At 73.4% G+C, this 17,938-nt stretch carries 15 protein-coding genes; 5 read left to right on the forward strand and 10 right to left on the reverse strand.

Annotated features, from left to right (window positions below; all coding sequences use genetic code 11):
- Window positions 1-14: 14 nt before the first annotated feature.
- Together ABZX40_RS27535 and ABZX40_RS27540 are read right to left on the reverse strand one after the other, a co-directional pair.
- The gene (locus ABZX40_RS27535) at window positions 15-227 is read right to left on the reverse strand and encodes an EF-hand domain-containing protein (RefSeq protein WP_355743873.1); all 213 of its coding nucleotides are present in this window, start codon (window positions 225-227) and stop codon (window positions 15-17) included.
- Window positions 228-272: 45 nt separating this feature from the next.
- On the reverse strand, window positions 273-1,196 hold the full coding sequence (locus tag ABZX40_RS27540; RefSeq protein ID WP_355743870.1) for a MerR family transcriptional regulator: 924 nt from the start codon (window positions 1,194-1,196) through the stop codon (window positions 273-275).
- 55 nt (window positions 1,197-1,251) lie between these two features.
- Here ABZX40_RS27540 and ABZX40_RS27545 point away from each other — a divergent pair, with 55 nt between their 5' ends.
- Window positions 1,252-1,908, forward strand: coding sequence for a GNAT family N-acetyltransferase (locus ABZX40_RS27545; protein ID WP_355743867.1), 657 nt, complete (start codon window positions 1,252-1,254; stop codon window positions 1,906-1,908).
- An 11-nt stretch (window positions 1,909-1,919) separates the two neighbouring features.
- On the opposite strand, the gene ABZX40_RS27550 is transcribed toward ABZX40_RS27545, so the two are convergent.
- From ABZX40_RS27550 to ABZX40_RS27565, 4 genes are all read right to left on the reverse strand, one after another.
- Window positions 1,920-2,423, reverse strand: a complete 504-nt coding sequence (locus ABZX40_RS27550) for an ATP-binding protein (RefSeq protein WP_355743864.1) — start codon at window positions 2,421-2,423, stop codon at window positions 1,920-1,922.
- A 286-nt stretch (window positions 2,424-2,709) separates the two neighbouring features.
- Window positions 2,710-3,477 (reverse strand): enoyl-CoA hydratase-related protein, encoded by a 768-nt coding sequence (locus ABZX40_RS27555; RefSeq protein ID WP_355743861.1) that lies wholly within the window; start codon window positions 3,475-3,477, stop codon window positions 2,710-2,712.
- Between the two features lie 77 nt (window positions 3,478-3,554).
- A complete protein-coding gene (locus ABZX40_RS27560; protein ID WP_355744110.1) occupies window positions 3,555-4,718 on the reverse strand; it encodes an Ig-like domain-containing protein in 1,164 nt (387 codons plus the stop codon).
- A gap of 325 nt (window positions 4,719-5,043) precedes the next feature.
- Complete coding sequence (locus ABZX40_RS27565) at window positions 5,044-6,285, reverse strand: Ig-like domain-containing protein (protein ID WP_355743858.1); 1,242 nt, start codon at window positions 6,283-6,285, stop codon at window positions 5,044-5,046.
- A gap of 154 nt (window positions 6,286-6,439) precedes the next feature.
- Here ABZX40_RS27565 and glgX point away from each other — a divergent pair, with 154 nt between their 5' ends.
- Window positions 6,440-8,671 carry a glycogen debranching protein GlgX gene (glgX, locus tag ABZX40_RS27570; RefSeq protein WP_355743855.1) on the forward strand — a complete coding sequence of 744 codons (2,232 nt, stop codon included), beginning with the start codon at window positions 6,440-6,442 and terminating at the stop codon, window positions 8,669-8,671.
- A gap of 40 nt (window positions 8,672-8,711) precedes the next feature.
- Here the strand turns inward: glgX and ABZX40_RS27575 are convergent, their stop codons facing one another.
- The 4 genes from ABZX40_RS27575 to ABZX40_RS27590 all read right to left on the reverse strand — a co-directional run bounded on the left by ABZX40_RS27575 (window position 8,712) and on the right by ABZX40_RS27590 (window position 12,387).
- Window positions 8,712-9,368: a response regulator transcription factor gene (locus tag ABZX40_RS27575; protein WP_355743852.1), complete on the reverse strand. Its 657-nt coding sequence runs from the start codon at window positions 9,366-9,368 to the stop codon at window positions 8,712-8,714.
- Window positions 9,355-10,662 (reverse strand): sensor histidine kinase, encoded by a 1,308-nt coding sequence (locus tag ABZX40_RS27580; protein WP_355743849.1) that lies wholly within the window; start codon window positions 10,660-10,662, stop codon window positions 9,355-9,357. The genes ABZX40_RS27575 and ABZX40_RS27580 overlap by 14 nt, the downstream gene beginning before the upstream one ends.
- 82 nt (window positions 10,663-10,744) lie before the next feature.
- Window positions 10,745-11,479 (reverse strand): ABC transporter permease, encoded by a 735-nt coding sequence (locus ABZX40_RS27585; RefSeq protein WP_355743846.1) that lies wholly within the window; start codon window positions 11,477-11,479, stop codon window positions 10,745-10,747.
- Window positions 11,476-12,387, reverse strand: coding sequence for an ABC transporter ATP-binding protein (locus ABZX40_RS27590; RefSeq protein ID WP_355743843.1), 912 nt, complete (start codon window positions 12,385-12,387; stop codon window positions 11,476-11,478). The genes ABZX40_RS27585 and ABZX40_RS27590 overlap by 4 nt, the downstream gene beginning before the upstream one ends.
- Before the next feature lie 957 nt (window positions 12,388-13,344).
- On the opposite strand from ABZX40_RS27590, the gene ABZX40_RS27595 reads away from it, so the two are divergent.
- From ABZX40_RS27595 to ABZX40_RS27605, 3 genes are all read left to right on the forward strand, one after another.
- The gene (locus tag ABZX40_RS27595) at window positions 13,345-15,255 is read left to right on the forward strand and encodes an ABC transporter ATP-binding protein (protein ID WP_355743840.1); all 1,911 of its coding nucleotides are present in this window, start codon (window positions 13,345-13,347) and stop codon (window positions 15,253-15,255) included.
- The gene (locus ABZX40_RS27600; protein ID WP_355743837.1) at window positions 15,252-17,153 is read left to right on the forward strand and encodes an ABC transporter ATP-binding protein; all 1,902 of its coding nucleotides are present in this window, start codon (window positions 15,252-15,254) and stop codon (window positions 17,151-17,153) included. Before ABZX40_RS27595 ends, ABZX40_RS27600 begins: the two co-directional genes overlap by 4 nt.
- A 78-nt stretch (window positions 17,154-17,231) precedes the next feature.
- Window positions 17,232-17,624 (forward strand): hypothetical protein, encoded by a 393-nt coding sequence (locus tag ABZX40_RS27605; protein ID WP_355743834.1) that lies wholly within the window; start codon window positions 17,232-17,234, stop codon window positions 17,622-17,624.
- The last annotated feature ends 314 nt before the right edge of the window (window positions 17,625-17,938 follow it).

Consider the following 17,938-nt stretch of genomic DNA (forward strand, 5'->3'; position numbering starts at 1 on the left):
CCTCCCCCCTCGGCTCACTTGTTCAGGTGCGCCCAGAACTCGTCGAACGACAGCAGCTTGTCGCCGTTGAGGTCGCGGCTCGCGATGATCGCCTCGGCCACCGTCTCGGTGACATTCCAGTCGCCCCCCTGCGCGAGAGCGGTCTTGAACTCCGCCGCGGTGATCTGTCCGTCACCGTCGGTGTCGATCCGCTCGAACTCCTTGCGCGCCGCCTCGATGTCCGCCACCGGTCCGCCCCTTCATCGTGTCTGTGCTGGTGTACGAGGGTCAGATTATCGGGCCGCCCGATGGCGCACGGCGGCGACCACCCACGCGAACTCCTCCCGGTGGGCGGCGGCCGGTCCCCTGCCCTTCACCCGGGACACCAGTTCCCGGTAGCGGGCCACCCGGTCGTCGGTCATCGCCTCCAGCCGTTCCTGTACGGCGGTCCAGTCCACACCGTCCGCGCCTTCATGGGGCACCAGGTCCCGCAGGAGTCGGCCGGCCTCCGGTGACTGCGGTGCGATGCCCCGGGCCACGCCCTGCGCGCCGAGCTGCACCAGGCGCCGCGCGAACCACATCGACGCCCCGTCGGGGCTCTCCCGGCCCTCCGCGTTGTACCGGGCGGCCTGCCGCATCCGGGCCCGGAACTCGGGTTCCTGGAGCAGTTCGGCCAGCTCCACCCAGGCGTCCACCTGCTCCGGGGTCGGTTCGTCGGGCAGATCGACGGCCATGTCGCGCATCCGCTCCCGGATCACCGGGTCGGCGGTGTCCAGGCCGTGGAACATCTCCTCCACGAACTCCTCCAGGATCCGGCCCCGCTCGGCGGCCGACAGCCGTGCCAGTCTGTTCACCAAGGTCATCTCCTCCGTACCCGATCCGCGTCTGGCCACGGTCGACAGCACGGCCCGGGTGAGCTTCAGCGTCCGGATCTGCGCGTCCAGCGCCGCCACATGCGCCGCCGCCACCTCCGCGACCGTGGTCTCCCCGGCCAGCACCTGCCGTACGTGGTCCAGGCCGAGGCCCAGTTCGCGCAGGGTGCCGATCAGTTCGAGCCGGGTCACCGATTCGGCGTCGTAGAGCCGGTAGCCGCCCGAGGAGCGGGCCACCGGGGTGAGGACGCCCTCGTCGGACCAGTAGCGGATGGTGCGCACGGACAGTCCGGTGGCACGGGCGAGCCTGCCGATGGTGAGAAGTCCGGTGCCGGTGTCGATCATGTGTGTGAGTCTGGGCCTTCCAGGGGGTGGAGACTCAAGGACGGGAGCGGGGCGGATGACGGGGCGGATGGCGGGGACGGGGCTGCGGGAGATTCTGGCGGATGCGGGGCGGGGGGTGTTTCCGGCGCCCGACGGGTCGGCCGTCGTCGTTCCTCAGGACAACCGGCGGGACGCCGGGGTTCTCGCCTTCACCGCGCACTCCGTCGTCTTCACGGACGAGGATCCCGCCTGGGTGTACGCGATGCTGGCGGCCACCCCCGCCGATCCGCTGGCCGCGGCCATGCACCCGTCCTTCCTGGGCGCCCTCCTGACCCGTACCGGTCGCCGTACCGACACCGTCGATGTGCTGGCCGTGGCGGGTCCGCTGCCGGGGGCGCCCGGGGCCGCGCTCACGGAGGTCGGGGATCCCTCGCATCCCCGGGTCGTCAGCTCCCTGCGGCGGCGGGACGGGGTGCGGGTGTGGGAGGACGGGGAGGGCGGGGTGCTGGTGCTGGGGCGCGGGGTCGGGGGGCGGCTGGAGGTCGCGGTGGAGGTGGCCGAGGGGGCGCGGCGGCGGGGAGCGGGGCGGCGGCTGGTGACCGAGGCGCGGCGGCTGTCCGGGGGTGAGCCGGTGTGGGCGCAGATCTCGGCGGGGAACGCCCGCAGCCTGCGGGCGTTCCTGGCGGCCGGTTACCGTCCGGTGGGGTCGGAGGCGCTGTTCACCGAGGAGTGAGGAGCAACGGGTCAGCGGTCGGCCACGCGCATCTCGAACCAGGTGGTCTTGCCGCGGGGCAGCAGATCCACGCCCCAGCGGTCGGCGAGTTTGTCGACCAGGAACAGGCCCCGGCCGCTGATGTCGAGTTCCTGGACCGGCATCAGACAGGGCAGGCCGCGGGACGGGTCGCGGACCTCGACGCGGATCCAGCCCCGGCGCCGGCGCATCCGCAGGCCGAAGATCCGGGCACCGGTGTGCCGTACGGCGTTGCCGACGAGTTCGGAGACCAGCAGGACGGCGTCCTCGGTGAGCTTGGGGGTGCAGCCCCATTCGCGCAGCACGACCACCTGGGCGAGCCGGCGGGCGGTGGCGGCGGACTCGGGGCGGGAGGGGAGGGCGACCTCGGCGACGGTGGGATTGCCGAACAACTCCATGGCCCTGAGCGCCCGTTCGTCCTCGACCGCGGGCGACCAGCGCGCCGCGGTCGCACGGCCGTGTCCCCGCGGCTGTTCGATGCCGTCCAGCCCCGCCATGGACCCATCATGGCCGTCCGGTGGACCGGGCGTGGCCGTTCCGGTGGAATACGCCGCCCGGAACTTATCGTTCCGGTGCTGTCGATCGGCATATGCCGTCGGCAGTTCGGGCTCCGGCAGGGCCCGTCCGACCTGCGGAGACGGCTCGGAGGATGGCAACAAGCGGTCTCCCTCGACACGGCAGGCTTAAGGCTGCCTTAAGGCTGCCATAAACCGCCCCATCGAGGGACCCGGAATGAGACATCGCGTCAATTGCAAGCCCCGCGAAGCCCCTTGAGCACGGACTTCAGAGGAACTTCGCCTTGCCGGGGCCGTCCTGGACGAAGCTGCGCATCCCCCGCTCCCGGTCCTCGGTGGCGAACAGCCCGGCGAACCAGGTGCGCTCCACCGCGAGCCCGGTCTCGATGTCCGTCTCCAGCCCGCTGTCCACCGACTCCTTCGCCGCGCGCAGCGCCAGCGCCGGGCCCTTGGCGAGCCGGGCGGCCCAGGCGTGCGCCTGCTCGTAGACCTCGGCGGCGGGGACCACCCGGTCCACCAGACCGAGGGTGAGCGCCTCGTCGGCCCGCACCTGACGGCCGGTGAAGATCAGGTCCTTGGCCTTGGACGGGCCGATCAGCCGGGCCAGCCGCTGGGTGCCACCGGCGCCCGGGATCAGCCCGAGCAGGATCTCCGGCTGGCCCAGCTTGGCGTTGTCCCCGGCGATCCGGTAGTCCGCGCACAGGGCGAGTTCGCAGCCGCCGCCGAGCGCGTACCCGGTGACGGCGGCCACCACCGGCTTGGGGATCCGGGCGACCGCGGTGAACGACTCCTGGAGGGCCCGGGAGCGCAGGACCATCGCGGTGTGGTCCATGTTCTCCATCTCCTTGATGTCCGCGCCGGCCGCGAACACCTTCTCGCCGCCGTAGATCACCACCGCGCGGACGTCGTCGCGGGCGGTGGCCTCCTCGGCCAGCACCTTGAGCCGGTCCTGGGTGGCGACGTCCAGCGCGTTCATGGGCGGACGGTCGAGGCGGAGTGTGCCGACGCCTTCGGCGACTTCGAGATTCACGGTCATGGGAGCAGGTTAACGGCGCCTAACGGGCCGGGCCCGGTGCGGTCGGTCACACCGGGCCCGGGTCCCGCCGGCGGGCGCTACGCCGTCCAGTCCGCCCAGGACATGTTCCAGCCGTTGAGACCGTTGTCCGGGGCGATGGTGTCGTCGTTGGACTTCTTCACCACGACCACGTCCCCGAGCATCGAGTTCTCGAAGAACCAGGCGCCCGGCGCCTTCTCGTCCCAGGCGCCCTTGACGTCCCGCAGGCCGATGCAGCCATGGCTGACATTGCGGTTGCCGAAGGCGCTGCCGCCCCAGTAGTTGCCGTGGATGAAGGTGCCGGAGTCGCTCAGCCGCATCGCGTGCGGTACGTCCGGGATGTCGTACTCGCCGTCGTAGCCGACGGTGGCGCCGTCCATCCGGGTCTCGACATGCTTCTCGGTGATGACCATCTGCCCGTTCCAGGTCTCGTAGCCGGGCGCGCCGGTGGTGACCGGGAGGGTCTTGACTACCTTGCCGTCCCGCTTGACCTCCATGGTCAGCTTCTTGGCGTCGACCACGCTGATCTGGGAGCGGCCGATGGTGAAGTCGACGGTCTTGGCCTGCTCCCCGTAGACACCGGGGCGGCCCTCGACGCCGTCCAGGCCGAGCCGGACGGTGACCTTGGTGCCGGGCTTCCAGTACTCCTCGGGGCGGAAGTCGAGGCGGTCGTTGCCGAACCAGTGGCCCTGGACGTCGACGGCCGGTTCGGTGGTGATCTCGATGGCCTTCTCGACGGCCGCCGGGTCGGTGATGCCCCGGTCGAAGCGGATCGAGAACGGCATCCCGACGCCGACCTTCGAGCCGTCCTCGGGGGTGAAGGTGCCGGTGAAGGTGGCCTTCGGGGTGAGGGTGGTGAAGCGGGACTCCCGGGTCGCGCTGCGCCCCTCGGCGTCCTCGGCGACCGCCCGCACCTGATAGGTGGTGGCGGCGGCAAGATGGCGGGACGGTGTCCAGGAGGCGCCGTCCGCGGCTATCTTCCCGTCGACCTCGGCGCCCTCGGCGTCCGCCACGACGACCTCGGTCAGCTTGCCCCCGGCGGCCGTGACCTTGAGGTCGCCGCTGGTGTCCACCGCCTCGGCGCCGTTCTTCGGGGCGATCGAGACGACCGCCCGTGACTCCTTGCTCTGCGCGGCCGTGGAGTCCTTGCCGTCGCCCTTGCCCTCGTCGGTGCCCGGTCCCGGCTCCGACCCGCCGCCGCAGGCGGTCACGGTCAGCAGCAGCACACCCGCCAGCAACGCTCCCGCGCGCGCCCGCGCCCGGTGTGCCCCGCGTGTGCGCGCCCCGACCGACGCCCCCGATATCGGTCCCGCTGTCAAGTTCTCTCTCCCCTTCCCAGGTGTCCCCGGGCTCCCCGGGTTCTCCCGGGTCCCCTGGACCCCGGGCCGGCGCGTCCCACGCGCGCTGGCCGCATCGTAACCACAAGGTCAGGAGGGCCGGACGGGCGCGAAGGTCACCGTTTCGTCCCAAACCCGGGACCGAACCCGGGACCCAACCCGGGGGCCGACCCGGGACCGACCCCGGGGCCCAACCCGGCGGCCGGGCGGCTCACTTCAGGGCGCTGCCCGCCGTCCACCGCTGCCATCCCATGTTCCAGCCGCCGAGGCCGTTGTCGGGAGCCACCGTCCGGTCCTTGCTGTGCACGACCTCGATGACATCGCCGACGAGGGTGCGGTCGAAGAACCAGCCCGCCGGGGTGTCCCCGGCGCCGCCCTTCACATCGCGCAGCCCGACACAGCCGTGACTGATGTTGGTGCGGCCGAACACCGAGGCGTCCGCCCAGTAGTTGCCGTGCAGGAAGGTGCCGGAGTCGGTCAGCCGCAGGGCGTGCGGCACATCCGGGATGTCGTACTCGCTCTTGCCGTCGGACTTCTTGAAGCCGACGCTGGCCCCGTTCATCCGGGTGATCTCGAACATCTCGGAGACCACCATCCGGCCGTTGTAGGTGGTGGACTTCGGGCCGCCCGCGGTGACCGGCACGGTGGCGAGGAGCGCGCCGTCGCGGCGCACCTCCATGGTGTGGGCGGCGGCGTCCACCCGGGAGACCTGGCTGCGGCCGACGGTGAAGGAGACCGTCTTGCGCTGGAGCCCGTACACCCCCGGGGCGCCCTCGACATCGCGCAGGGCGAGTTCGACGGTGACGCGGGTGCCGGGGGTCCAGTAGCGCTCGGGGCGGAAGTCGAGGCGTTCGGTGCCGAACCAGTGCGGGCGGATCTCCACGGGCGGGTCGGCGGTGACCCTGATGGCCCGTTCGACCTCCGCGCGCCGGGTGATCTCCCGGTTGAAGGCGATGGAGACGATCATTCCGGTGCCGACCGTGGAGCGGTGCTCGGGCGCCACATAGCCGATGAAGCGTTCGGCGGGGACCTCGGTGGTGAAGCTGGTGCGGCGGGCGGTGCGGCGGCCGGAGCCGTCGACGGCGACCGCGTCGACGGTGTAGCGGGCGGCGAGCGCGAGCCGGGGCTCCTCCGGGTGCCAGCCGCGGCCGTCGGGGGTCAGCCGCCCGGGGACCTCACCGGCCTCGGCGTCCTGGGTCCGGACCACCCGGACCGACTCCAGCCGGCCCTCGTTCACCCGGACGGCGAGGGGGGAGAGGGCCTCCACGTCCTCCGAACGGTCGTCTGGGGTGATGCGGATGATGTCATGAGGGGCGGGTGGTCTGCCCAGCATCTCGTCGATCGCGGAGCCGTTCGCGGTGCAGCCGGCGGCCGTGGCCAGCAGCGCGGCGCAGGTCAGAAGGGCCGCCAGAACGGCGCTCGCGCGCCGCGCGCGCCCGGGTACGTGCTTCACGAATGTGCACAACGAGCATGCCGGCCCCGGGGAAACGTGAGTGCGAGCCGCTCGCTGGGCAGAACATGGGGGGAAGACGACGTGACGGGACGCCCGGACGGGACGCCGGGACCCCGGCCGACCGCGTCGCGCGATGAGCCGCGGGAGGGCCGACGTGTCCAGCGCAGCCGAGCAGAAGACGGTGGCGGAGCAGCAGCCCGCCGGAGTGCGGGAGATCCGGGAACGGCTCCGGCCGCCGGGGGTGCCGGTGCGGCCGGGCTCCCCGACGCCGCTGGGGGCCCGGTTCCGGCCGGGGGCGGAGGGGGTGGCGGGCACCAACTTCGCGCTGTGGGCGGGCGGGGCGGAGGCGGTGGAGCTGTGCCTGTTCGACGCGGACGGGCGCGAGACCCGGGCGGCCCTGACGGAGCTGACGCACGAGATCTGGCACGGCTTCGTCCCCGGCGTCATGCCCGGCCAGCGCTACGGCTACCGGGTGCACGGCCGCTGGGACCCCTGGACCGGCGCCCGCTGGAACCCGGCGAAGCTGCTCCTGGACCCGTACGCCCGCGCGGTGGACGGCGACTTCGCGCTGCCGCCCGAGGTGTACGGGCATGTCCGGGACTGGCCCCAGCAGCAGATCGCCGACACCGTGCGCGACGACCGGGACTCGGCGCCGTACGTCCCGAAGGGCGTCGTCGTCCACGATGACGACGACTGGGCGGACGACCGGCGGCCGAAGACGCCCTGGGCGGACTCGGTGATCTACGAACTGCATGTGCGCGGCTTCACCAAGCTCCACCCCGGCATCCCCGAGGAACTGCGCGGCACCTACGCCGGGCTGGCCCATCCGGCGGCGATCGAGCACCTGGTGTCGCTGGGGGTCACGGCGGTGGAGCTGCTGCCGGTGCACCAGTTCGCGCACGAGGACCATCTGCTGCGCCGGGGCCTGACCAACCACTGGGGCTACAACTCCATCGGCTACTTCGCCCCGCACGCCGGATACGCGGCCACCGGGACCGCCGGGCAGCAGGTCGGGGAGTTCAAGCGGATGGTGCGGGCGCTGCACGCGGCCGGGATCGAGGTGATCCTGGACGTCGTCTACAACCACACCGCCGAGGGCGGCGAGCTGGGCCCCACCCTCTCCCTCAAGGGCGTCGACAACCGCGGCTACTACCGGTTGCAGCAGGACGCCCGCCGCTACACCGACTACACCGGCTGCGGCAACACCCTGCACGTCGTCCAGCCGCAGGTGCTGCGGCTGATCACCGACTCGCTGCGCTACTGGGTCACCGAGATGGGCGTCGACGGCTTCCGCTTCGACCTCGCGGCGGCGCTGGCCCGCTCGATGCACGATGTCGACATGCTCTCCCCGTTCCTCGCGGTGATCGCGCAGGACCCGGTGCTGCGCCGGGTGAAGCTGATCGCCGAGCCGTGGGACGTGGGCGCGGGCGGCTATCAGGTGGGCGCGTTCCCGCCCCTGTGGACCGAGTGGAACGACCGCTACCGGGACACCGTGCGCGACTTCTGGCGCCATGCGCTGCCGGATGTACGGGAGATGGGGTACCGGCTGTCCGGGTCCAGCGATCTGTACGCCTGGGGCGGGCGGCGCCCGTACGCCTCGGTCAACTTCGTCACCGCGCACGACGGGTTCACCCTGCGCGACCTGGTGTCCTACGAGCGCAAGCACAACGAGGCCAACGGCGAGGGCAACCGGGACGGCACGAACGACAACCGCTCCTGGAACTGCGGCGCCGAGGGCGAGACCGACGACCCGGAGATCACCGCGCTCCGACGCCGTCAGCTCCGCAACCTCCTCACCACGCTGCTGCTGTCCACAGGCGTGCCGATGCTGGTCGCGGGCGATGAACTGGGCCGCACCCAGGACGGCAACAACAACGCCTACTGCCAGGACAACGAGACCGGCTGGCTGGACTGGTCCCTGCTCGCCGACCCGGACTGGCGTGCCCTGTACGGGCTGACCGCCCGGCTGATCGCCCTGCGCCACCGGCATCCGGTGCTGCGCCGCCGGGCGTTCTTCTCCGGGCGGGCCCATTCGGCGGACGGGCTGCGCGACCTCGCCTGGTTCACCGCGCGGGGCACGGAGATGACGGAGGGCGACTGGTACGCCCCCGCCGCCACGCTGGGCATGTACCTCTCCGGCCGGGACATCCCCGGCCGGGACGGCGACGGGGCGCCGATCCTGGACGACAGCTTCCTCGCGGTGCTGCACGCGGGCGCGGACCCGGTGGAGTTCGTGCTGCCGGGCCCGCCGTGGGCGGCGTCGTACGAGGTGGTGGTGGACACGTCGAGGGAGGACCAGGAGACGGCCCCGGGGGTGCTGCTGCCCGCGGGGGTGGGGGTGGAGGTACCGGGGCGGACGGTGCTGCTGCTGCGGGTGGCGGGGTGAAGGGGGCGCGCGCCTAGCGTGTGCTCCGGCCCAGGAGGCTCTAGGGAGTGGTGCGGCCCAAGATGCCCCGCTCGTACGCCACCGCCACCGCCGCCGCGCGGTCCTTCACGCCGAGCTTGGTGTAGAGGTGGGTCAGATGGGTCTTGACCGTGGCCTCGCTGATGAACAGGGCGCGGGCGATCTCCCGGTTGGAGGTGCCCTTGGCGACCAGGGCGAGGACCTCGCGCTCGCGGGCGGAGAGCCGTTCGTCGGCGGGGGCGCGGACGGCGGAGACCAGCCGGGAGGCGACCGCCGGGGAGAGCACCGTACGGCCCTCGGCGCAGGCGCGGACCGCGGTGAACAGGTCGTCGCGGGGGGCGTCCTTGAGGAGGTAGCCGGTGGCGCCCGCCTCGATGGCGGGGAGGGTGTCGGTGTCGGTGTCGTAGGTGGTGAGGACGAGGATCTTCGCGCGGGTGCCGCGCCGGGTCAGTTCGGCGATGGCGGCGACCCCGCCGCCGCCGGGCATGCGGAGGTCCATGAGGATCACGTCGGGGTCGAGGGCGAGGGCGCGGGAGACCGCCTCGACGCCGTCGGCGGCCTCGCCGAGGACGGTGAAGCCGGGCGCGGTGTCGAACATGCCGCGCAGCCCGTCGCGGACCACGGGGTGGTCGTCCACGACGAGCAGGGTGATCGCGGGGGCGTCGTCAGGGCTGCTCATGGCGGACCAACGGTACGCGAGCCGACAGGGCGGTGCCGCCGCCCGGTTCGGACTCGACGGCGAACGATCCGGCGATCCGGTCGGCGCGGGCGCGCATGCCGTCCAGGCCGAAGCCGCCGGTGCGGGTGCGACCGGGCAGCGCGGCCGGGTCGAAGCCCCGTCCGTCGTCGCGGATGTCGAGGACGACCTCGTCGCCCATGTAGGAGAGGGTGACGCCGACCCGGGAGGCCGCCGCGTGCCGGGCGGCGTTGGACAGGGCCTCCTGGGCGATCCGCAGCAGGGTCGCGGACACCTCGTCGTGAAGGTGCTCGGCGGTGCCGGTGACGGTGAACCCGGCCCGGACGCCGGTGCGGTCGCCCCAGTCGGCGACGGTCTTCTTCAGCGCCTCGGGGAGCCCGTCCCCGGCGAGGGCGACGGGGGCGAGGTTGTGCACCGAGCGGCGGGCCTCGCCGAGGCTGTGCCGGGCGAGGTCGGCGGCGCGGTCCAGATGGGTGCGGGCGAGGCCCGGGTCGGGGGTGCCGGCGACGACCTGGAGCTGGGCGATGATGCCGGTCAGGCCCTGGGCGATGGTGTCGTGGATCTCGGCGGCGAGGCGGCGCCGCTCATCGGCGACCCCGGCCTCGCGGGCCTGCACCAGCAGTTGGGCGTGCAGGGCCCGGTTCTCGTCGAGGGCGCGGGTGAGGGCCGCGTTGGTGCGTTCCAGCTCGGCGATGGTGGCGGCCCGCGCCTTGGCGCGTTCCTCCTCCTTCTCGGAGATGTGCCCGATGACCAGGTAGAGCACGGTGTTGGCGGCGACCAGCGCGGCGAGCACCACGAGGTGCGCGGGGCCGCGCAGGGGCAGTCCCCCGCCCTGGGCCAGCGAGACACTGACGGCGGTGATGAACACCCCGAACCGCTGGCCGCCGCGGCCCTCGATCAGTTCGGCCACGTCGAAGAGGCCGATGGCGGCGGCGAAGGCGAAGAACGGGTTCAGCCAGATCAGGGTGAGCGTGATGCCCCAGCGCAGCAGGAAGAAGGCCAGGCCGAGCGGGGAGGGGGTGAGCGGGCGCCCGGCCTGCGCGGCGCGGCTGCGGGCCCGGTCGAAGCTCTCCTGGAGCACCACCGAGGTCACCACCAGCGCCCCGGCGGCCCAGCGTTCGGCGGTGCCCGGCATCAGGTCCGGGGCGGTGACCGCGGACATCACCGAGCCCACGGCGAGCAGTCCGTAGGGCCCCCAGCGGCGGAACCGCTCCCAGCGCCGTTCGATGTCCCGGTCCGAGTCGTCGGAGTCGTTCGAGTCGTCCGAGTCGGTCATCCGTCCAGTCTGCGGGGTCTGCCCGGCCCGCCCTGTCCAGTTCATCCGCCCTATCCGCCTTGTTCTCTTCATCTGCGGTCGCCTACTCCCAGCGGAACCAGCGCACCGCCGCCACCGACAGCACCACCGTCCAGGCCGTCATCACCAGCAGCGGGACCCCGCCGGGCCAGTCGCCGCGGGCGGCCTGGCCGAGGGCCTCGGCGGCGGCACCGAACGGGGTGCAGCGGACGATGTCGGCCAGCAGGTCCGGCATGGCCTGCGCCGGCACCCACACCCCCGCGCAGAACATCATCAGGAACTGCACCGCCGTACCGATCGCGCCCGCGATCCGTGCGTTCGGGGCGACGGCCGAGATCACCCCGCCCAGGGCGAGCGAGACCAGGACGGCGAGGAGCAGGGCGAGGAGGTAGCCGAGAGGCTGCCCGGGGAGGGCGACGTCGTAGACGAGGCGGCCGAGGAGGAGGGGGAGGAGGGCGGCGAGCAGCCCGGCGAGTCCGTGCACCAGCATGTGCGAGGTGAGCAGGGCGGTGGGGCGGACGGGGGTGGTGGACATCCGGCGCAGGACGCCCTGTTCGCGGTAGGCGGTCAGTCCGGCCGGGAACGCCTGGATCCCGGCGACGATCACCCCGAGCAGGACGGTGACGGCCACATAGATGTCGATCAGGCGCAGTCCGCCGAGGCCGTCCTCGGGCTCGCGGAACGCGGGGACGGCACCGACGAGGGCCAGCAGCAGGGGCGGGAAGGCGAGGATCCAGAAGAGGGCGCCGGGTTCGCGGGCGAACAGCCGGGCCTCGGTGCGCAGGACGGCGGTGCTCATGAGGGGTTCTCCGTGAGGTCCAGGAAGGCGTCGTCGAGGGTGGCCTCGCCGACGCGGAGCTGATGGGCGGTGATCCGGCGGCGGGCGAGCAGGGTGAGCACGGCGTCGACGGTGGTGTCGGTGCCGGTGAGGGTGATGCGGCCGGCGCGCTCCGCGACGGAGACCAGCTCGGGCAATTGGTCCAGTTCGCGCAGTTCTTCCGGATCCAGGGGCCGGGACGGGGTGAAGCTGAGGACCGTGCCGCCCGCCGAGCGGCGGATCAGGCCCTCGGGGGTGTCCAGGGCGGCGACCCGGCCGCGGTCGATCACCGCGATCCGGTCGCAGAGCCGCTGGGCCTCCTCCATGAAGTGGGTGACCAGCAGCACGGTGACGCCCCGGGCGCGGATGTCCTCGATCAGCTGCCAGGTGTCGCGGCGGGCGCGCGGGTCGAGTCCGGTGGTGAGTTCGTCCAGGACGAGGATCCGCGGGTCGCCGATCAGGGCGAGCGCGATGAACAGCCGCTGCTGCTGGCCGCCGCTGAGCTTGGCGAACGGCACGGTGAGCCGGTCGGTGAGGCCGAGGCGGCCGGCGAGGGGGCGCCAGTCGACGGGGCGGGGGTAGAAGGAGGCGTACAGGTCGAGGGCCTCGCGGACGGTGAGCTTGGCCTGGAGGCGGCTGGTCTGGAGCTGGGCGCCGAGCACCTGGGCGACCTGGGTGTGCTGGGTCACGGGGTCGAGTCCGGCGACCCGGACCCGGCCGCCGTCGGGGACCCGGAGGCCCTCGACGCACTCGACGGTGGTGGTCTTGCCGGCGCCGTTCGGGCCGAGGATGCCGAAGATCTCACCCTCCTCGACGCTGAAGGAGACTCCGTCGACGACGGGCCGACCGCCGTAGGACTTGCGCAGTTCGCTGACTTCGATGACGGGCATGCCCCCAGATTCGGGCCGGGGCGGGGTGCGCCGCATCGGACGACCCGCTCGATCCGACATCGGCCGATCGGTTGATACGACTGCCGCCGGAGGGTGGAACGGGGGTGGGTGGGGGGGGTGAGCCGAGGTGGGCGGGGGGGGTGAGCCGGGGTGGGCGGGGGCTGAGCCTGGGGTGGGCGGAGGGCCGGTCCCGGACGGGACGGCAGGCTCAGCCCAGGGCGGGCGGAAGGCTGGTCCCGGCCGGAAGGCGAGCCGAGCCCAGGGCGGGCGGAAGGCTGATCCCGGCCGGAAGGCGAGCCGAGCCCAGGGCGGGCGGAAGGCTGATCCCGGCCGGAAGGCAGGCTCAGCCGGGGGTTGACGGAGGGCTGGTCCCGGGCGGGACGGCAGGCTGAGCCCGGGGCGGGCGGAGGGCCGGTCCCGGACGGGACGGCAGGCTCAGCCCAGGGCGGGCAGAAGGCCGGTCCCGGACGGACGGCGAGCCGAGCCCAGGGCGGGCAGAAGGCCGGTCCCGGACGGACGGCAGGCTCAGCCCGGGGGTTGGCGGAGGGCCGGTCCCGGACGGACGGCGAGCCGAGCCCAGGGCGGGCGGAAGGCTGGTCTCGGGCGGGACGGCAGGCTGAGCCCGGGGCGGGCGGAGGGCCGGTCCCGGACGGACGGCGGGCTCAGCCGGGGGTGGGCGGAGGGCCGATCCCGGGCGGGACGGCAGGCTCAGCCCAGGGCGGGCAGAAGGCTGGTCCCGGCCGGACGACGAGCCGAGCCCGGGGCGGGCGGAAGGCTGAGCCGAGGTGGGCAGAGGGGCGGTCCCGGGTGGGACGGTGGGGTGAGTCGGGGGTACGAGCCGTCCCGTGGTGAGCCGGTGTGTGGGGGCGAACGCGCAGGTCGTAGGACCATTGGCGGAGTCTGCCCGGGGCGAAACCCACTGGGCAGTGTCAGTGGTGAACCGTAGGCTCGCTCCTGATGTCGACGATCCATGCACCCACCGAGGAGCCGCGAGACCGCTCCGCCGTCCGGAGTCTGCTGCGGCTGTGGCCGTTCGTCCGGCCTGTCCGGGCGCGGCTGTTCACCGCCGCCTTCATCGCCGTCGTGGCCTCCTGTACGGGGCTGGTGATCCCGCTCGTCCTGAAGTGGCTGGTGGACGGGCCGGTCACGGACGGGGACACGGCGGGGGTGTGGCTGGGCGCGCTGTATCTGCTGCTGCTCGGGATCGCGGAGGCGCTGCTGTTCGGGCTGCGGCGCTGGCTGGTGGCCCGGCCGCTGTCCCGGGTGGAGGCGGACATGCGGGCCGCGCTGTACCGGCACCTCCAGCGGCTGCCGGTGGCGTTCCACGACCGCTGGGCCTCGGGCCAGTTGCTGTCGCGGGGCACGACGGATCTGATGCTGCTGCGGATGTTCCTCGCCTTCCCGCTGACGTTTCTGCTGGTCAACGGGGTGACCATTCTGGTCGGCGTGATCATCATGCTGCTCCAGGACTGGACGCTCGGGCTGGTGATCCTGGGCCCGGTGATCCCGGTCATCGTCACCTGCGTGATCTTCGAGAAGCGGTACGCGACGGTGGCGCGGCTGGCGCAGGACCAGGTCGGCGATCTGACCACGGTGGTCGAGGAGAGCGTCCTCGGCATCCGGATCATCAAGGGGTTCGGCCGCCATCGCAGCCAGGCGCGGGCGTTCCGGGATCTGTCCCGCACGCTGCGGGGCACGGAGTTGCGCAAGGCGCGGCTGCTGGCGGCGATCTGGGGCGTGATCATCACGCTGCCGGAGCTGGCCATCGGCGCGGCGCTGGTGGTGGGGGTGATCCAGGTCGCGGACGGGGCGCTGTCGGCGGGCACGCTGGTCGCCTTCCTGTCCACCGCGCTCGCGCTGCGCTGGCCGGTCGACTCCATCGGCTTTCTGCTGGCGATGAGCCAGGAGGCGGCGACGGCGACGGAGCGGTACTTCGAGGTGCTGGACGCGGAGCCGGAGTCGGAGTCGGGGACGGGGACGGGCGCTCGGCCGGAGCCGGGGTCGGGGACCGTCAGCGCGTCCGACCCGGCCAAGGGCGGCACCGGCCTGCGCTTCCACGACGTCAGCTTCCGCTACCCCGACGCCCCGCCCGACTCCCCTCCCCTCCTCACCGGCATAGAGCTGCACATCCGGCCGGGCGAGTCGATGGCGCTGGTCGGGGCGACCGGCAGCGGCAAGACCACCCTGACCGCGCTGGTCCCCCGGCTCCATGAGGTCACCGGCGGCCGGATCACCCTCGACGGCGTCGACATCGCCGCGATGCCCCGCGAGGAGCTGCGCGCGGCGGTCGCCGTCGCCTTCGAGGAACCCACCCTGTTCTCGGCCACGGTCGGGGAGAACGTACTGATGGGCGCGGGCGGCCCGGCGGGCGACGCCGAGTTGGACCGGGCGCTGTCCGTCGCCCAGGCCGACTTCGCGCACGCCCTGCCGCAGGGCACCGGCACCGAGGTCGGCGAGCAGGGGCTGAGCCTGTCCGGCGGGCAGCGCCAGCGCCTCGCGCTCGCCCGCGCGGTCGTCGGCCGCCCGCGCTTCCTGGTGCTGGACGACCCGCTGTCCGCGCTGGATGTGCACACCGAGGCCGCGGTGGAGGCGGCGCTGCGGCAGGTCCTCGCCGACACCACCGCCCTGATCGTGGCCCACCGCCCCTCGACGGTGCTGCTGGCCGACCGGGTGGCGCTGCTGTCCGGCGGCCGGATAGCCGCGGTCGGCACCCACCAGGAACTGCTGCGCACGCACCCCGAGTACGCGCATCTGATGTCGGGCGCGGAACCGGCGCGGGCCGAGAAGCCAGAGAAGCCCGACACACTCAAGAAGCCTGAGAAGCCCGAGAAATCCGAGGGCCCCGGGAAGGACGGCGACGCCCGATGACCGCCCCGACGACGGCCACCACCGCCACCGGCCCCGCCCCCGACGACCCCGGTCTCCGCCCCCGCCCCGAGGACTCCGGCGCCGCCGACGCCGTCAACGCCCTCGACGCCTTCGACCAGGACGTCCTGCCCTCCCCGCCGGGTGCCACCGGCCGGCTGCTGCGCTCGCTGCTGGCCCCCATGAAGGCGCGCGTCGCGCTGACCGTCGTCCTCCTGCTCATCGGGCAGGCGGCCGTGCAGGCGGGCCCGCTGCTGGTGGCGTACGCCATCGACCGGGCCGTCCCGGCGCTGCGCGAGGACGGGAACCGGGGGCCGCTGATCGCGGTGGGCGTGGGCTATCTGATCTGCGCGCTGGCGTCCGGGCTGCTCCAGGCGGCGTTCATCAGGGCTGCGGCGCACATCAACCAGAATGTGCTGCTGGAGCTGCGCGGCCGGATCTTCCGGCACGCGCAGGCGCTGAGCGTGGACTTCCATGAGCGGTACACCTCCGGGCGGCTGATCTCCCGCTCCACCACCGATGTGGAGTCCCTGCGCGAGCTGCTGGACGAGGGCCTCCAGGAACTGGTCACGGTCGTCCTGTCGTTCGTCTACATCTCGGCGATGCTGCTCTGGCTGGACCTGGGCCTGGGCGCGGTGGCGGTGCTGTCCTTCGTCCCGCTGTACGGGCTGGTACGGCTGTATCTGCGGCGGGCGGGCCGGATCTACCGCGTTCGGTCCACCGCCATCGCGTCGGTGATCGTGAAGTTCGTGGAGACCATGAACGGCATCCGCCCGGTGCGGGCGTTCCGCCGGGAGGCGGCGAACGAGGCCGACTTCCAGGTGCTGAACCGGCGCCATGAGCGCACCAACGGGGACGCGCTGCTGGAGATGGCCCGCTATGTGGTGGGCTCCCGGCTGATCGCCAACACGGCGGTCGCGGGCATCGTCCTGTGGGGCGCCTACCGGGTGGCGGACGGCGGTCTGGAACTCGGGGTGCTGGCGGCGGCGGTGCTGTATCTGCGGCGGCTGTACGACCCGATCGACCGGCTCGGGATGTTCCTCAACTCGTACCAGTCGGCGGCGGCGTCGCTGGAGAAGATAGCCGGGCTGCTGGCGCAGACCCCGTCGGTGCCGGAGGCAGAGCGGCCCCGTCCGCTGCCGCCGCTGGAGTCGGCCGGGCAGCCGGGCCGCGAGGTGGTCTTCGACGCGGTGCGGTTCGCGTACCGCACGGGCGGCGAGGTGCTGCCCCGCTTCGACCTCACCCTCCCGGCCGGGCAGACCGTCGCCGTGGTGGGCACGACCGGTGCCGGGAAGTCCACGCTGGCCAAGCTGCTGGCCCGGTTCTACGACCCGACCGAGGGCCGGGTCCTGCTGGACGGCACGGACCTGCGCGACCTCGCCGTCCCGGAGCTGCGGCGCGGGGTGGTGATGGTGACGCAGGAGGCGTTCCTGTTCTCCGGCACGGTCGCCGAGAACATCGCCATCGGCCGCCCCGACGCCTCCCGCGCGGAGATCGAGGACGCGGCGAAGGCGATCGGCGCGCACGCCTTCATCACCGCGCTGCCGGACGGGTACGACACGGATGTCCGCAAGCGGGGCGGGCGGATCTCGGCCGGGCAGCGCCAGCTCGTCGCCTTCGCGCGGGCGCTGCTCGCGGACCCGGCGGTCCTGATCCTGGACGAGGCGACGAGTTCGCTGGACGTCCCCGGGGAGCGGGCGGTGCAGCGTGCGATGGCCACGGTCCTCAAGGGCCGTACGGCGGTGGTGATCGCCCACCGGCTGTCGACGGTGGAGATCGCGGACCGGGTGCTGGTGATGGAACACGGCCGGGTGGTGGAGGACGGCACCCCGGCGGAACTGATCGCGGGGGCGGGCCGGTTCGCGGAGCTGCATCGGGCGTGGCGGGAGAGTCTGGTGTGATGGGGGGAGCGGGGGTGCCGACGGGTGGACGGGGTTGGTGTGGCGGGGCCGGGCGTTCTCGTGGAGGGGGCTGGTCCGGTGAACGGCGTTGCTGCTCTGGCGGCCTCGCCCGGACTGGCGGTGCTGGTTCCGGCGACGCTGTGGAATGTGGCCGCGATCCTGGCGCAGGGCACGGCGCTGGTGCTCGCGGTCCGGGCGCGGCGGCGCGACCCGGAGGCCGAGGGCTGGAACCCGTTCGGGCCGCGTTTCCCCCTCGCGGTGAGCGGCGCGGTCGCGGGCTGGGCGGTGTCCTTGCTGTTCACGGGCGGGCTGCCGCTGGGGTCGAGCGCGTTCGCGGTGCTGTGGCCGGCGGCGGCCGGGGTGGCGCTCGGCGAGGCGGCGGGCCGGCGGGCGCCGTCGTGGCCGCGCTGGCCGGGGGCGCTGTTCGCGACGACGGGGGCGCTGCTGCTGGGGCTCGCGCAGGCGGAGTGAACCACGGGCGGCGCGGCTGCCGGAGGGACGGTGTCCCCGCCGCCCCGCGCGGGCGGGACACGGCTGGGAACCACGACGTTGACGCCGCGCCGACCGATAGCGACAGCGACAAGGGCCGGGGTCGGCGTGACGGCGGGCCGGAGGGCGCCATCGTGGCCGCGCCCGCCGAGGGCGTTGACGCCACGCCGGACGAAAGCGGCAAGGGCCCGGGTCGGCCTGACGGCGGGCCGGAGGGCGCCATCGTGGCCGCGCCCGCCGAGGGCGTTGACGCCACGCCGGACGAAAGCGGCAAGGGCCCGGGTCGGCCTGACGGC

The organism is Streptomyces sp. NPDC004610 (genome assembly GCF_040609715.1).
In the GTDB taxonomy this organism is placed as follows: domain Bacteria; phylum Actinomycetota; class Actinomycetes; order Streptomycetales; family Streptomycetaceae; genus Streptomyces.

What these genes read in the sequence shown, in the direction of transcription:
- ABZX40_RS27540 (WP_355743870.1), bottom strand. Translation starts at nt 1,196, where the DNA reads ATGATCGACACCGGCACCGGACTTCTCACCATCGGCAGGCTCGCCCGT.
- ABZX40_RS27545 (WP_355743867.1), top strand. Translation starts at nt 1,252, where the DNA reads ATGACGGGGCGGATGGCGGGGACGGGGCTGCGGGAGATTCTGGCGGAT.
- ABZX40_RS27550 (WP_355743864.1), bottom strand. Translation starts at nt 2,423, where the DNA reads ATGGCGGGGCTGGACGGCATCGAACAGCCGCGGGGACACGGCCGTGCG.
- ABZX40_RS27555 (WP_355743861.1), bottom strand. Translation starts at nt 3,477, where the DNA reads ATGACCGTGAATCTCGAAGTCGCCGAAGGCGTCGGCACACTCCGCCTC.
- ABZX40_RS27575 (WP_355743852.1), bottom strand. Translation starts at nt 9,368, where the DNA reads ATGAGCAGCCCTGACGACGCCCCCGCGATCACCCTGCTCGTCGTGGAC.
- ABZX40_RS27580 (WP_355743849.1), bottom strand. Translation starts at nt 10,662, where the DNA reads ATGACCGACTCGGACGACTCGAACGACTCCGACGACTCGGACCGGGAC.
- ABZX40_RS27585 (WP_355743846.1), bottom strand. Translation starts at nt 11,479, where the DNA reads ATGAGCACCGCCGTCCTGCGCACCGAGGCCCGGCTGTTCGCCCGCGAA.
- ABZX40_RS27590 (WP_355743843.1), bottom strand. Translation starts at nt 12,387, where the DNA reads ATGCCCGTCATCGAAGTCAGCGAACTGCGCAAGTCCTACGGCGGTCGG.
- ABZX40_RS27595 (WP_355743840.1), top strand. Translation starts at nt 13,345, where the DNA reads ATGTCGACGATCCATGCACCCACCGAGGAGCCGCGAGACCGCTCCGCC.
- ABZX40_RS27600 (WP_355743837.1), top strand. Translation starts at nt 15,252, where the DNA reads ATGACCGCCCCGACGACGGCCACCACCGCCACCGGCCCCGCCCCCGAC.